The 13,692-nt window shown below is 61.4% G+C and carries 13 protein-coding genes and 1 pseudogene; 6 read left to right on the top strand and 8 right to left on the bottom strand.

What is annotated here, in order from left to right; all coding sequences use genetic code 11:
* Positions 1-52 precede the first annotated feature (52 nt).
* From N1937_RS02435 to N1937_RS02420, 4 genes are all read left to right on the top strand, one after another.
* The gene (locus N1937_RS02435; protein WP_260057368.1) at positions 53-1,552 is read left to right on the top strand and encodes an inorganic phosphate transporter; all 1,500 of its coding nucleotides are present in this window, start codon (positions 53-55) and stop codon (positions 1,550-1,552) included.
* A 17-nt stretch (positions 1,553-1,569) separates the two neighbouring features.
* Positions 1,570-2,307, top strand: coding sequence for a 16S rRNA (uracil(1498)-N(3))-methyltransferase (locus N1937_RS02430; protein ID WP_260057367.1), 738 nt, complete (start codon positions 1,570-1,572; stop codon positions 2,305-2,307).
* Between the two features lie 147 nt (positions 2,308-2,454).
* On the top strand, positions 2,455-3,828 hold the full coding sequence (locus N1937_RS02425) for a glutamate--cysteine ligase (protein WP_260057366.1): 1,374 nt from the start codon (positions 2,455-2,457) through the stop codon (positions 3,826-3,828).
* Positions 3,829-4,069: 241 nt separating this feature from the next.
* Entirely contained in the window at positions 4,070-4,924 is an 855-nt protein-coding gene (locus N1937_RS02420; RefSeq protein WP_260057365.1) for a DUF937 domain-containing protein, read from the top strand.
* Positions 4,925-5,029: 105 nt separating this feature from the next.
* Here the strand turns inward: N1937_RS02420 and N1937_RS02415 are convergent, their stop codons facing one another.
* Entirely contained in the window at positions 5,030-5,341 is a 312-nt protein-coding gene (locus N1937_RS02415) for a DUF1127 domain-containing protein (protein WP_162119338.1), read from the bottom strand.
* 212 nt (positions 5,342-5,553) lie between these two features.
* Here N1937_RS02415 and N1937_RS02410 point away from each other — a divergent pair, with 212 nt between their 5' ends.
* Positions 5,554-6,510, top strand: a complete 957-nt coding sequence (locus N1937_RS02410) for a LysR substrate-binding domain-containing protein (RefSeq protein WP_032985245.1) — start codon at positions 5,554-5,556, stop codon at positions 6,508-6,510.
* Between the two features lie 6 nt (positions 6,511-6,516).
* On the opposite strand, the gene N1937_RS02405 is transcribed toward N1937_RS02410, so the two are convergent.
* The 5 genes and pseudogenes from N1937_RS02405 to N1937_RS02385 all read right to left on the bottom strand — a co-directional run.
* Positions 6,517-7,158 carry a TetR family transcriptional regulator gene (locus N1937_RS02405; RefSeq protein ID WP_246727023.1) on the bottom strand — a complete coding sequence of 214 codons (642 nt, stop codon included), beginning with the start codon at positions 7,156-7,158 and terminating at the stop codon, positions 6,517-6,519.
* Between the two features lie 442 nt (positions 7,159-7,600).
* Positions 7,601-8,017, bottom strand: coding sequence for an MAPEG family protein (locus N1937_RS02400; RefSeq protein WP_026154447.1), 417 nt, complete (start codon positions 8,015-8,017; stop codon positions 7,601-7,603).
* Positions 8,018-8,209: 192 nt separating this feature from the next.
* Positions 8,210-8,764 carry a hypothetical protein gene (locus N1937_RS02395; protein WP_222281641.1) on the bottom strand — a complete coding sequence of 185 codons (555 nt, stop codon included), beginning with the start codon at positions 8,762-8,764 and terminating at the stop codon, positions 8,210-8,212.
* A gap of 2 nt (positions 8,765-8,766) precedes the next feature.
* Positions 8,767-10,251: an IMP dehydrogenase gene (guaB, locus tag N1937_RS02390; RefSeq protein WP_017967142.1), complete on the bottom strand. Its 1,485-nt coding sequence runs from the start codon at positions 10,249-10,251 to the stop codon at positions 8,767-8,769.
* Between the two features lie 279 nt (positions 10,252-10,530).
* Positions 10,531-10,656 (bottom strand): annotated as a pseudogene (locus tag N1937_RS02385) (MBL fold metallo-hydrolase); the annotation flags it as partial.
* 341 nt (positions 10,657-10,997) lie between these two features.
* Here N1937_RS02385 and N1937_RS02380 point away from each other — a divergent pair.
* On the top strand, positions 10,998-12,422 hold the full coding sequence (locus N1937_RS02380; protein ID WP_260057364.1) for a DHA2 family efflux MFS transporter permease subunit: 1,425 nt from the start codon (positions 10,998-11,000) through the stop codon (positions 12,420-12,422).
* Positions 12,423-12,429: 7 nt separating this feature from the next.
* Here the strand turns inward: N1937_RS02380 and N1937_RS02375 are convergent, their stop codons facing one another.
* On the bottom strand, positions 12,430-12,813 hold the full coding sequence (locus N1937_RS02375) for a VOC family protein (protein ID WP_260057363.1): 384 nt from the start codon (positions 12,811-12,813) through the stop codon (positions 12,430-12,432).
* Between the two features lie 158 nt (positions 12,814-12,971).
* Entirely contained in the window at positions 12,972-13,691 is a 720-nt protein-coding gene (locus N1937_RS02370) for an RlmE family RNA methyltransferase (RefSeq protein WP_170256215.1), read from the bottom strand.
* Position 13,692 lies beyond the last annotated feature (1 nt).

The raw sequence follows: 13,692 nt of genomic DNA, 5'->3' as shown, positions 1-13,692 counted from the left end.
CTTGCGCTGCTAAGAAAGCAGCGTAGAAGCAGCTTTATTCTCAGGAAAAAGAATGCCGCCACGTCCCGTAGTTCTCACGAAACGCACGCTCGACAAGGACCTTGACAAGATCACCCATGTCGAGGACGCGGCAAAGCATGTTTTGCGGCGCCTGGTGACGCCCGGTCTCGGATTGATCTTCGTCGGTCTGGCCATGCTCTTTGCCGGTGTCTATGTGTTCGACCAGCCGGGAGCGGTTCTCGTGGTGGCGGCGGCAGCCCTTGCCGGCTACATGGCGATGAATATCGGCGCCAATGATGTGACCAACAATGTTGGTGCCGCCGTCGGCGCGCGCGCCATGACGATGGTCCAGGCGCTGGTCATCGCCGCGATTTTCGAGGTGCTTGGCGCCACGGTCGCCGGCGGCGACGTCGTCAAGACGATTTCCGCAAACCTTGTCGATACGGTGCATGTGCCGCAGGCGATGACGGGCTGGATCATGATGGCGGCGCTGACGGCCGCTGCCCTCTGGGTCAATCTTGCAACCTGGATGAAGGCGCCGGTTTCCACCACCCATGCGATCGTCGGGGCGGTGATCGGCGCCGGCATCTCAGCCGTCGGGCCGGAGCCGGTGAACTGGCGTGTGATACTAGAGATCACAACGAGCTGGATTACCTCGCCGCTGATCGGCGGGCTGATCGCCGCCGGGCTGCTTTATTTCGTCAAGACCTTCATTATCTATCGCGACGACAAGCTCGCAGCCGCGCGGCGCTGGGTGCCGGTCCTGGTCGCGGTGATGGCCGGCGGTTTCATGGCTTATATGGTGCTGCAACTGTCACCCCCGGGCAGGTTTCAGCCGCTGACCGTCCTCCTCGTCGGGATCGGCATCGGGCTGGTGAGCTGGCTTGCCGCCCGGCCGCTCGTGCTCGCCCAAGCGCAGGATCTCGAAAACCGCAACAGCTCATTGCGGACGCTGTCCCGGCTGCCCCTGATCGGCTCCGCGGCGCTGCTATCCTTCGCGCATGGCGCAAACGACGTTTCGAACGCGATCGGGCCGCTTTCGGCGATCGTCCAATCGGTCGGTATCGGCGGCAACGGCGGCGTCGGCCATCCGCCGCTCTGGGTGATGCTGATCGGCGCCCTCGGCATCTCCGTCGGGCTGCTGCTCTTCGGACCGCGCCTCATTCGCCTCGTCGGCGAGGAGATCACCAAGCTTAATCCGATGCGAGCCTATTGCGTCGCGCTGTCGACCGCCTTTACCGTCATCGTCGCCTCCTGGCTCGGCCTGCCGGTCAGCACCACGCATATCGCCGTCGGCGCCGTCTTCGGCGTCGGATTCTTCCGCGAATGGTACACGCGCCATTCGAAGACCCGCATCGCCTATATCAGACGCAAGGCCGAGAGCTTCGATATCGACGAGCCGGAAGAGCCGAACATCTATGAGACGCGCCGGCGCTATCTCGTGCGCCGCTCGCATTTCATGACGATCGTCGCCGCCTGGATCGTTACCGTGCCGGTTTCAGGTGCGCTTGCGGCAATGATTTATTGGGTTATGTTCGCGATCTTCGTCTGAAACCCCGAGTTTTTTAAATGCGCGCCAATTTCCGCATGCAACGGCTTTTCGTCGATGCGCCGCTTACGAGCGGCGCCGTCGTAGAAGCGAATGCCGATCAGTTCAACTATCTCTCCAACGTCCTGAGGATGGAGGAAGGTGCAGAGATCCTGCTCTTCAACGGCCGCGACGGCGAGTGGAAGGCTGCCCTTTCCTTCCCGACGCGCAAACGTATCCTTTTGACGGCAACCGAAGAGACGCGGCCGCAGCCGCAGCCTTGCGACCTGCATTATCTTTTTGCGCCGCTCAAAGTCGGCCGCATGGACTACCTCGTGCAGAAGGCGGTCGAAATGGGCGCCGGCCTGCTGCAGCCGGTCATGACCCAACACGTGCAGGGCAAGATCACCAATCTCGACAAGCTGCGCGCCAATGTCGTCGAAGCGGCGGAGCAATGCGGCATCCTCGGCATTCCCGATGTGGCCGAGCCGGTGAGGCTTCTCGACCTGCTCGACCGCTGGCCGAGCGAGCGCCGCATCATCTATTGCGACGAGGGCGATGCCGGGCAGAACCCGCTGCCGGTGCTATCGGCGGTCCGGGAAAGACATCTCGCCCTGCTGGTCGGGCCGGAAGGCGGCTTTTCGGAGGAAGAACGGGCACGGCTTCGAAGCCTCGATTTCGTCACCGCCATTCCGCTCGGACCGCGCATCCTGCGGGCCGATACGGCAGCTGTCGCGGCCCTGGCGGTGGTACAGGCGGCAATCGGCGACTGGAACTGACTTGGAAAACGGGTTGACATGGAAACCGGCGCTATTTTTTTGATGCGTCGTTGAAAGAATTTCACTTGCAACATAGGTGGCTTGGGTCCAAATCAGCCTTCCAATTGCCCGGCCCCCTGGGCGCCTTTTTGAATACAGGTATCCCGCATGGCCCGCGACACTACCGACCAGACACCGCTCTCTTCGGTCCAGGATCTGACCGATTATATCGCCGCGGGCAACAAGCCGCGGGAGCGCTTCCGGATCGGCACCGAACACGAGAAATTCGCTTTCTTCCGCGCCGACAACAGCCCGGTTCCCTATTTCGGCGATGCCAGCATTTCGGCCCTGTTGACCGGCTTGCAGAGAAAAAGTGGCTGGGAGCCGATCATCGACGGCGGCAACATCATCGGGCTTGCCGAGCAGAACGGCATGGGCGCGATCTCGATCGAGCCCGGCGGCCAGTTCGAACTCTCCGGCGCACCGCTGGAGACGATCCATGAGACCTGTCGGGAATCGAACCAGCATCTGGCGACGCTGCGCGAAATCGCCGAACCGATGGGCATCCGCTTCCTTGGCATCGGCGGCAGTCCCAAATGGACCTATGCGGAAACCCCGCAAATGCCGAAGTCACGCTACGAGATCATGACCCGCTATATGCCGAAGGTCGGCACCCAGGGTCTCGACATGATGTACCGCACCTGCACGATCCAGGTGAACCTCGATTTCTCGTCGGAAGCCGACATGCGCAAGAAGATGCGCGTCTCGATGAAGTTGCAATCGCTGGCGACCGCGCTCTTTGCATCCTCGCCCTTCACCGAGGGCAAGCCGAACGGGCTGCTCTCCTGGCGCGGCGATATTTGGCGCGATGTCGACAACCGGCGCTCGGGCCTGCTCGATTTCACCTTCCGCGACGATTTTGGTTTCCGTGATTATGCCGAGTGGGCGCTCGACGTGCCAATGTATTTCATCGTCCGCGACGGCCGCTATCACGACTGCACCCATGTCACCTTCCGCCAGTTCATGAACGGCGCATTGAAGGGCGAGGTCGCCGATCCGGCGCCGACCATGGGCGACTGGACCAACCATCTTTCGACACTCTTCCCCGACGTGCGGCTGAAGCGTTTCCTCGAAATGCGCGGTGCCGACGGCGGCCCGTGGCGGCGCATCTGTGCCTTGCCGGCCTTCTGGGTCGGCCTGCTCTACGACGATGCGGCACTCGATGCCGCCGACGAACTGACGAAGGATTGGAGTTTTGCCGAGGTCCAGGCACTGCGCAATGCCGTTCCCGCCGAGGGGTTGACGGCTCAGTTTCGCGGACACCCGCTCTTCGACATGGCCCGCGAGGTGATCGGTATTTCGAGGGCCGGCCTCAAGGCGCGCGGCAGGCTCAACGGGGAAGGCCAGAACGAGAGCATCTTCCTGGCGCCGCTCGAAGAAGTGCTTGCCAAGAAGGCGACGCTCGCCGAGGATCTGCTGGCACTCTATCACGGCCGCTGGCACGGCTCCGTGGAACCGGTCTTCGAGGACTATCAGTACTGAGCCTGACACAAAGCGGTTCCGCTTCCCCGGAATCGCTCTGACAGCCCCTATTGTCGACGGTCTCCGAGCACGGACGTAGAGGCCGGCGGCATGGTGCTCCACGCGACCTGCCGCTGGAACCTTAGCCAAACGCTCTAGCGAAATTCCTCCCTAAGTTCTTATGGCAAAAAGCCGTTTGCGCATTGCCATTTCCGGTTATAGTGGCGTTACAATGCGTCACGACCTGGGGAAAGGGACTTCCATGCTGCCACTCTTCGACATGATGATGCAGGCGCAGAACGGCGCGGCGATGGAGGCGATCGCCCGGCAGTTCAACCTCGCACAGGAACAGGCGACGAAGGCGATGGCGGCACTGATGCCGGCCTTTTCCGCCGGGCTGAAGCGCAGCACCAGCAATCCCTATGATTTCGTTGGGCTGATGCAGGCGGTCTCCTCCGGCAACTATGCGCGATATTTCGAGGATATGAACCGGGCCTTCACGCCGGAGGGCATTTCCGACGGCAACAACATCCTTGCCCAGCTTTTCGGCTCGAAGGAGGTTTCGCGCGCGGTCGCCGCCCAGGCCGCACAAATGACCGGCATCGGCCAGGATATCTACAAGCAGATGCTGCCGGTGCTGGCCGATACGCTGATGGGCGGGCTCTTCAAGCAGACGACCGGCCAGATGGCGTCGCCGGTCAATCCCTTCTTCAACACGGCGATGGGCGAAACCATCCAGAAATGGCTTGAGAGTACCGGCTTCGCCCCGAAGCCGGCCCCAGAGCCCAGCGTCTTCGACAATCCCTTTACGCAGGCGATGCAGCAGATGTTTTCGATGCCGAAGCCTGCGCCAACGCAGACGCCGAACCCCTTCCTCGACAATCCTTTCGCCAAAGCCTTCCAGGAGATGATGGGCGGGCTCGGCCAGCAGCCGGCAGCCCAGACTAAGACGCCGGAGGCGCCGAAGGAAGAGGCGAAGGTCAATGCCGACAGCTATACCGAGATGCTGAACGCCATGTTCGACAGCGGACTGGAAGTGCAGAAGAACTACCAGCGGAACCTGGAAGCGATCTTCGAAACCTATCGGCCGAAGCCCCCGCCCAAGACGAGCGAATAACCCCGGATGCGGGACTTTAGCACGTAAAAAAACCCGGAGATGGCTTGGGAAAGCCGATCACCGGGTCAAGCGGCAGGGCTATTGGCTATCACCCTGCGGGGAAACTTAACGCTCCTGCTCTTCGTAGGGGCGCAAGAACGACGACAGGCGCCAGCGATTGCGCGCCGAGCGCGTCAGATGTTCCGACGGGTCCTCGAAGAAGGTCGAGGCCAGGAACGCAGAGGTCAGGTCGGCCCTGCTAAGGCCGATATCCCTCAGCTGCGCGTCGTTCAGATCATGCAGCGCGTTGATCTCCATGCGATTGCGGAACACGCGAAAGAGGGAGGCCAACGGTGCGAGGCCTGCTGCCAGACGCTGGGAAAACGTCGGGGTCCGCTTGCCGCAGTCGAGCTCTATTGTTCGGTCTATCATGCGCATTGAACTCTCCTTTCTTTCGAATTCTTTTAGGCGCGCAACAACCCACCCTGCCCGCGAGGTCGTGCGGGAAGGAGCAGGCTGAATTGGCTCGGACAGGCAGGGCGCCTGTCCTTCACTTTGCTTGATTTGCATCCCGAAGATGCCAAAGACCTATTGATCAGTCCAACGAATGTTTCTAATGATTATCATCAGCTATCTTTATGGGTGAAAACATGTCCGCGCCTCTTGATCTCGACCAATTGCAGACTTTCATCGCCATCGTCGATTCCGGCAGCTTCACCAAAGCCGCCGACAGGGTCTACAAGACCCAATCGGCCGTCTCCATGCAGATGCGCCGTCTCGAGGAACGCATCGGCAAGCAGCTGTTCATCAAAGACGGACGCGGCAACCGGCTGACGGTCGAGGGCGAAAAGCTGCTCAACTATGCCCGGCGCATCATTCGCCTCAATAACGAAGCGATCGCCGCTTTCGACGACAACAGGCTGGAGGGCATGCTGCGCATCGGCACGCCGGACGATTATGCCGACCGCTACATGCCCGAAATCATCGGCCGCTTCGCCAAGACGCATCCGAATGTCGAGCTCTATATCGTCTGCGAGCCCTCGGTGGATCTTGCCGAGCGCATGCATAAGGGCGAGCTCGATATCGCGCTCGTCACCCACAATCCGCGCGAGCGCATGTCCGATGTGGTGAGAACCGAGCCGCTCTGCTGGGTGGGCTCGGCCAACCATCCGATCCGCGACGACGCACCGGTGCCACTTGCCGTCGGCCGGCGCGACTGCCAATGGCGCCAGCTCGCCTGCTCGGCGCTCGATGCGGTGGGGCGCGAGCACCAGATCCTGTTCACCAGCTGGTCCTGTACCGTCGTTGCCGCTGCCGTGCTTGCCGGCATGGCCGTTTCGGTGATGCCGGAATCGGCGCTGCGGACGGGCATGAAGGTGCTGAGCCAGGCGGACGGCTTTCCGGCGCTGCCGCCGGTGCAGATCGGCATCATGAAGCGGCCGGGCGTTTCGCTCTCGCTGATGAACGCGATCACGGCGCACATCACCGCCTGTCTCGACAACATCACGCCGGCTGTCGTCGACGACAGCCTCGAGGCGGACGTCAAATCCGCCCAGGCGCGCCTTTATCCGCGGCTGAAGGCGGCCAATATGGTCCCAAGCTGGTAAGAGCTCTCAGGCGGCGCGCGGCAGGGTCGTGGCAAAAAGGGAGGCGCGGATGACGCGCTTCCACTCATCGAGCATGCGCCGCGCCAAGGCCTCCTCGCTCACGGCGGCTAGCCGGATGACAGCGCCGATCAGGTGGCTGAACAGGTAAGTGCGCGCATACATGTCTTCGTCGCAAAAGTCGGGAGCCAGCTGGCGCACGGCGTCATGAAAGACACCGGCGACGCGACCGCTATGTTCTATATTCAGCTGCAACAGATCCTGATCGGTCTCCGTTCCCATCCAGACGCCGAGATAGACGGGATCGTTGTGGTAGGAATCGTAATACCAGTCGATGATGGCGCAGACGCGGTCCAGCGCCTGGTCGAGTGACTGGACGTCGGCAAACATCGCCGCCATCTTCGCCTGGATCGCCGAGGCGTGCTGGTCGAACAGGGCTTTGACGATTGCCGCCTTCTCCGGGAAATACTGGTAAACCGAACCGATCGGCACCTTGGCGGCAATGGCGAGTTCCGTCATCCGCATGGCGCTGACGCCCTTTTCGGCGATGATCTTGGCGGCGGCAGCGAGAATGAGGTCCAGCCTCTGGATGCTGCGCTCCTGCTTCGGCTTCCTGCGCAAGCCGATGCGTTCCATGCTTTCCGCGCCCATGTCGTTCCCACTCTTTTTGTTCACGGCGAAAGGCATGTGCCAAACCACCGCGTCGAGCCGATATGACATGCAGGCCTTCATCCGCGGTAAATGGAAACACTCGCATTTTAACGGCTGGGAAAAGCGTGTGAAAACGGTGCGCTATCGTACAATTCAAAGTGCTACGGCGTCCTGTGCACGACTGAAACAGACGCTCGGCGCCGCACGCATATCGAGTCAGAATTTCACCGGCAGCGCCGCTTGCGCCCCATGCTGCTGTGTGTTGTCTGCGATCTTGGGAATGGCCCAACGTGCGGCGGCCATCTTGCCGCCGATGCCGGCATGTTCGGTCGTCGCGCTGCAGCACTTTGAATTGCTGCAGATCTTATCCTTAGATCGATCCCGATTTAAGGAATTATGTAGCAGGTGGCGGGCAAATGATGGGGCGGTAGCGCCTGCCGCCTCAGCTCATTACCATCCATGCGCCGAGCCAGACCCACATGGCGGCAAGCACCAGGTAACCGGCGGCGAAGATCGGGCTGCGATAACGCAGGTCGTTGCTGGTGACATGGATGGCGGCGTGGGCGTAGCGCAGGGCGACGAAGGCCCAGGCGAGGCCGGCGGAAACGAGATTGTCGGCCTCGGTGATATAGAGAAGAATGCAGCAGGCGTAGAAGAGAACCGGCAGTTCGAACTGGTTGGCGAGACAGTTCTTGACGGCAAGGCTTTCGGCCGGCTCGCGGCGGTTTTCGCGATAATCCGATTTCGCGATGGTGCCGGCGCGGACCATTTTTGCGCGCCGAAGCCCAAGAAGCGCATACAGACCATAGACCAGGGCCACATGGGCAAGGAGTGGCCAGAAGATTTGATAGCCGGTCATATGGCCGCTTCCTTTCTGCTTCCGCATTTGTTGCGCGTATGACAGCGCCGCGCGTCTTTCAGGCACGCAAAGGACGCTGTAATACTTTTGAGTTGCTGCATAATTTTCTCCTTAAATCGATTCCGAATTAAGGACTTATGCAGTAGCCGAAAGGAGAACCGGACACCAGCGCCGCTCAGGCTGAAAGCGGCCTCAATCCTGGCGCGGCGAGAGCCAGCGACCGATGGCAAGCCGGACGATGAGGATGAAGCAGATGGCGAGGCTTGCGAATTTCAGCCGTGTCATCCACGGCAGTAGCTGCGTTGCAACAGTAGAGGGCGCACCGTTGCCGAAGGCGATGAGGCTCGAGATATTCTCGCCGTAGTCGGCAATGCCGTAGATGAACGGCAGCAGGTAAACCGCTTTGCCAATGACCGGATGCAGCGATTGGCCGAACCACGAACCAACAGGACCGAGCTTGAGGAAGGCGAAGAACAGCAGCGCCGTCAGCAGTGCCGGAAAGATCAGCTCCGGCCCGAAATACATGGCGCGTAGCAGCCTGGTCGCTGTCTCGTTCTCATCGAGCAGCTTCTGCATGTGGAAGACGGCCGACTCGTCGTAACCGGCGAAATAGGTATCGAGCACCGCCTGGCCGGTTTCATGCTTGAAGGGAACGACGAAGCCGAAGGTCGTCCAGGCGAGCACGGCAAGGCAAAGGGCTGCGAGCAGCGCGACGATCCAGAGAGGAATCCCGCTGCCCGCTTTCATGATCAGAGGCCGGCGCCCGGATAGTTCGGGCTCTCGCGGGTGATCGTCACGTCATGGGCGTGGCTTTCGCGAAGACCGGCACCTGAGATGCGCACGAACGTGGCGCGGTCCTGGAATTCCTTGAGGTCCTTGCCGCCAACATAGCCCATGGCCGCCTTGAGGCCGCCGGCAAGCTGGTGGATGACGCCCGAGACCGGCCCCTTGTACGGCACCTGACCTTCGATGCCCTCAGGCACGAGCTTCAGCGTGTCGCGCACCTCAGCCTGGAAATAGCGATCAGCGGAGCCACGGGCCATGGCGCCGACGGAACCCATGCCGCGATAGGCCTTGAAGGAGCGTCCCTGGTAAAGATAGACCTCGCCCGGGCTTTCATCGGTGCCGGCAAGCAGCGATCCGATCATGACGGCGGAAGCGCCGGCGGCGATCGCCTTGGCAAGATCGCCGGAGAACTTGATGCCGCCATCGGCGATGACGGGCACGTCTTGATCATTCGCCGCCTGCACCGCCGACATGATGGCGGCAAGCTGCGGCACGCCGACACCGGCGACAATGCGCGTCGTGCAGATCGAGCCCGGACCGATGCCGACCTTGACGGCATCCGCACCGGCATCGATCAGCGCCCTGGTGCCGTCATAAGTGGCGACGTTGCCCGCCATGATGCGCACCGAGTTGGAGAGCTTCTTGACGCGGGAGACGGCATCGAGGACGCGCTGCGAATGGCCATGGGCGGTATCGACGACCAGAAGGTCGACGCCGGCTTCGATCAGGCGCTCGGCGCGCTCGAAGCCGTCATCGCCGACGCTGATGGCGGCGGCGGCGCGAAGCCTGCCCTGCGCATCCTTGGAAGCGTTCGGGTTCAGCTGCGACTTCTCGATGTCCTTGACGGTGATGAGGCCGACGCAGCGGCCCTCGGTATCGACGACCAGCAGCTTCTCGATGCGATGCGAATGCAGCAGGCGCTTGGCCTCCTGCTGATCGACGTTTTCCTTGACGGTGACCAGATTGTCCTTGGTCATCAATTCGTGGATCTTCTGTTCCGGATCGGAAGCGAAGCGGACGTCGCGGTTGGTCAGGATGCCGACGAGGCGGCCGGACTTCTCGACGACAGGGATGCCGGAGATGCTGTAGGATTTCATGAGCGCGAGCGCATCGGCAAGCGTCGCATCGGGGCCGATCGTTACCGGGTTGACGACCATTCCGCTTTCAAACTTCTTCACCTGCCGGACCTGCTCGGCCTGCTCGATCGGCGTCAGGTTGCGATGAATGACGCCGAGCCCGCCGGCCTGGGCCATGGCGATCGCCAAGCGGCTCTCGGTGACGGTATCCATGGCGGATGAGATGATCGGGATGTTGAGTTCGAAATCCCGAGCGATACGGGTGGAGATATTCGTCTGGCCGGGCATGACCTCGGAATGTCCCGGCTGCAGCAGCACGTCGTCGAAGGTAAGCGCGTCTGCGCCGGTTGCCGTTTCAATGATGCGCGCCATGGCCAAATTCCTTCATTTAATAAAAATGCGACCCTGTCCGGAAACGAATCGTCCGCCCCGTCGGTCTGCATTGGGTTGCTTGGAAGTTGGCGAGGGCTGGTAACACGTCTATGACAGGAAGGAAATAGCAAAAAGCCCGGCATGTCTGCCGGGTTCGTCATGGGTGCCATGCGCGAGGAGCATTCCGGGAAAAGCCCTAAGCATTTTTCGGTCCGGAATGGTTTAAATACAATATGTTATAGCGGTCAGCACTTCCGTGAAAGCCTGAACCGCTTCGGATCAGATGTCGAACTGATAAGTCTTCGGGACGAAGCGATAACCGCCATCCTGCCTCTCGACGAAGCCGGCTGCCGGGAACGGCATGTGGTAGCCAAGGAAGGCGATCTTTTCGGTCGCGATCATCTCGATAGCGGGCATTCTTGAAGGCAGCGGCGCCGCCAGCAAGCCAAAGCCTGCGGCGAAGACGGTGCGCCGCTTCATTCGCGTCGAAATTGCCATATATCCATTCTCCCATGACGCGCGGTGTTCGCAGCACGGCCCGATGACATTTCCGGCCGGATTTCTTGCCCCGCAAGTGTAAACATATGTCAATCTTGACAGGCGACGTTGATGCGCAAGCCGTCTCACGCAGACGTGAAGCAAAGGTGCCGTCGACCTGGATTTGGGGATTGGCAGAACCCGCAGTTGGGACTAAACAGCACGGGCCTTTCCAGCTCCAATCCGCTGCCCCATCAAGGCTCCCGCCTATGAATCGCATCGTCCCGCTGATCCTTGCCGTCGCCCTTTTCATGGAACAGATGGATTCGACCGTCATTGCGACGGCGCTGCCGGCGATTGCCGCGGATTTGCATGTCGGGCCGATCACGCTGAAGCTGGCGCTGACCTCCTACATGGTGGCGCTGGCGGTGTTCATCCCGGTCAGCGGCTGGATAGCCGACAGGTTCGGCGCCAAGAAGATCTTCCGCCTTGCCATCTCCGTCTTCGTCATCGGCTCGATTTTTTGTGCCGTCTCGTCCAACCTCGTGGAATTCGTCTTTGCCCGCTTCCTGCAGGGCATGGGCGGCGCGATGATGACGCCGGTCGGCCGGCTCGTGCTGGTGCGCACGACTAAGCGCAGCGATCTGGTCTCAGCCATGGCGCTGCTGACCATCCCCGCGCTTGTCGGCCCGCTCACCGGCCCGCCGCTCGGCGGCTTCATCACCACCTATTTCAGCTGGCACTGGATCTTCCTGATCAACGTACCGGTCGGCATCATCGGCATCTGGCTTGCGACGATCTTTCTGCCGGAGGTGGAAGCAACTGCGCCGCCGCGGCTCGATTTCGCCGGCTTCGTGCTGACCTCGCTATCGGCTGCGGGCGTCGTCTTCGGTCTGTCAGTGGTCAGTCTGCCGGCCCTGCCCCCGATCATTGGCGTCACCGCCACCGTAATCGGCCTCATCTGCGGCTTCCTCTACGTGCGCCATGCCAAGCGGCATCCGGCGCCGATCCTCAACCTCAACCTGTTCAAGAACCCGACGTTCCGCGCCTCCACCTTGGGCGGCACGCTGTTTCGCATTTGCGTCGGGGCCATGCCCTTCCTGACGCCGCTGATGCTGCAGCTCGGCTTCGGGCTGACGCCGTTCCAATCCGGCCTCATCACCTTTGCCGGAGCGATCGGGGCGATCACCACCAAGTTCATGGCAAAGCGCGTCTTCGCCGCTGCCGGCTTCCGCACGACGCTTCTCGGCGCCGCCATGGCAACGACCTTGGTGACTGTCGTCACCGGCCTGTTCACGCCGTCGACGCCGCACCTCGTCATCATCGTCGTGCTGCTGCTCGGCGGCTTCTCCCGCTCCTTCATGTTTACCGGGGTGAATGCGCTTGCCTTCGCCGATATCGATGATGCCGAAGCCAGCCAAGCGACATCGATGAGCTCGGTGATGCAGCAGGTCAGCCTGGCGCTCGGCGTTGCGGTCGCCGCCGCCATCCTGGAGAGCTCGATCTATATCAGCGGCGAGGCGCTTGATGTGGCCGATTTCCACCTTGCCTTCTACATCATCGCCGGACTGACCGTCATTGCGACCATTCCCTTCGTCAGAATGGACCGCAATGCCGGCGCACTTGTTTCCGGCCACCGCTCCAAGGCGATGACGGCAGCAACTGTCGAAGCCGAACAGCAGGCGGTTAAATAGGCAGCCGCTACTCCGGGTTTTCGCAGACAGCAGAGAGCTTGTTGCCGTCGAGATCACGGATATAGGCGGCATAGAAATGGGCATGATAGGAGCGCAGGCCGGGCTCGCCCTCATCCACGGCGCCTGCCGCAATCGCCGCGGTATGGAAGGCATCGACATCCGCCCGCGTTTCGGCCGCCAGCGCGACCATGGCGCCATTGCCCGAGGTCGCCCGGCGGTGATTGAACGGCGTCACCACCCAAAAGCGGCAGCGCGTATCGCCCTCGGCGGAATAGCCGATTTCCTCTTCGGAAGAGCGCTGGCGGCGATAGCCGAGGGGAGACAGCACGGCATCATAAAAATGCCCTGCGCGATAAAGGTCGTTGGTTCCGAGCGTGACGTAAAGAAGCATGGGATCAGCGGTTCAAATCCTCACAGCGCCGCGCGTCCTTTCGGACACGCAAAGGACGCGGCAATGCTTTCCATTGCTGCCTACCTTATCCTTAAATCGATCCCGATTTAAGAAATTATGCAGCCGATCGCCATCATCCGTCAGGACCGGCTTAAAGATCAAGCTTCTTCTGCTTGGCCTTCGGCCTTGCGCCCCTTGAACCCTTTGGCCAGCAGGAACATCTCGACCGATTCGGCGCGCGACGAGTTCGGCTTGACATGAACGACCTGGCGGAAATTCTGCTTCAGCATGGCGAGCAGTTCACGCTCGGTTCCGCCCTGGAAGGTCTTGGTAAGGAAGTGCCCGCCTTCCCCCAGCACTTCGACGGCGAAATGCGCTGCCACTTCGCAGAGATGCATGGTGCGCAGATGGTCGGTGCGGTGGTGGCCGGTGGTGGGTGCTGCCATGTCTGATATGACAAGGTCGGGCGTGCCGCCGACCGCCTCCAGCAGCTTTTCCGGCGCGGTCGGATCGAGGAAATCGAGCTGCAGGATCTTGACGCCCGGAAGCTGGGTCATTTCAAGGAAATCGATTGCGGCCACACGGATGTCCTCATCCGTCGAGCCGGTGACCTTGGCAGCGATCTGCGACCAGCTGCCGGGGGCAGCGCCGAGGTCGATGATGCGCTTGGCGCCGCGCAGGATGTGATGTTTCTCGTCGATCTCCAGCAGCTTGAAGGCGGCACGGGCGCGATAGCCTTCAAGCTGGGCGCGCTGCACATAGGGATCGTTGATGTGGCGCTGCAGCCATTGGCGGGAGGAGGCCTTCATCTTCTTGTTCTTGACGCGCTGGCCGAGCTTGCGGCCGGTGCGGTTTCCCGCGATCGGTGCCTTGGTCATG

It is taken from the genome of Rhizobium sp. WSM4643, from assembly GCF_025152745.1.
Taxonomy (GTDB): domain Bacteria; phylum Pseudomonadota; class Alphaproteobacteria; order Rhizobiales; family Rhizobiaceae; genus Rhizobium; species Rhizobium leguminosarum_I.
The sequence above is the reverse complement of the archived record's forward strand: the minus strand, read 5'-3'. Positions and strand labels throughout refer to the sequence as shown.

Coding starts and splice junctions, on each gene's coding strand:
- N1937_RS02375 (WP_260057363.1), bottom strand. CDS start 12,813: ATGCTTCTTTACGTCACGCTCGGAACCAACGACCTTTATCGCGCAGGG.
- N1937_RS02395 (WP_222281641.1), bottom strand. CDS start 8,764: ATGAAAGCGGGCAGCGGGATTCCTCTCTGGATCGTCGCGCTGCTCGCA.
- N1937_RS02415 (WP_162119338.1), bottom strand. CDS start 5,341: ATGCGCATGATAGACCGAACAATAGAGCTCGACTGCGGCAAGCGGACC.
- N1937_RS02380 (WP_260057364.1), top strand. CDS start 10,998: ATGAATCGCATCGTCCCGCTGATCCTTGCCGTCGCCCTTTTCATGGAA.
- guaB (WP_017967142.1), bottom strand. CDS start 10,251: ATGGCGCGCATCATTGAAACGGCAACCGGCGCAGACGCGCTTACCTTC.
- N1937_RS02425 (WP_260057366.1), top strand. CDS start 2,455: ATGGCCCGCGACACTACCGACCAGACACCGCTCTCTTCGGTCCAGGAT.
- N1937_RS02430 (WP_260057367.1), top strand. CDS start 1,570: ATGCGCGCCAATTTCCGCATGCAACGGCTTTTCGTCGATGCGCCGCTT.
- N1937_RS02435 (WP_260057368.1), top strand. CDS start 53: ATGCCGCCACGTCCCGTAGTTCTCACGAAACGCACGCTCGACAAGGAC.
- N1937_RS02370 (WP_170256215.1), bottom strand. CDS start 13,691: ATGACCAAGGCACCGATCGCGGGAAACCGCACCGGCCGCAAGCTCGGC.
- N1937_RS02405 (WP_246727023.1), bottom strand. CDS start 7,158: ATGGGCGCGGAAAGCATGGAACGCATCGGCTTGCGCAGGAAGCCGAAG.
- N1937_RS02420 (WP_260057365.1), top strand. CDS start 4,070: ATGCTGCCACTCTTCGACATGATGATGCAGGCGCAGAACGGCGCGGCG.
- N1937_RS02410 (WP_032985245.1), top strand. CDS start 5,554: ATGTCCGCGCCTCTTGATCTCGACCAATTGCAGACTTTCATCGCCATC.
- N1937_RS02400 (WP_026154447.1), bottom strand. CDS start 8,017: ATGACCGGCTATCAAATCTTCTGGCCACTCCTTGCCCATGTGGCCCTG.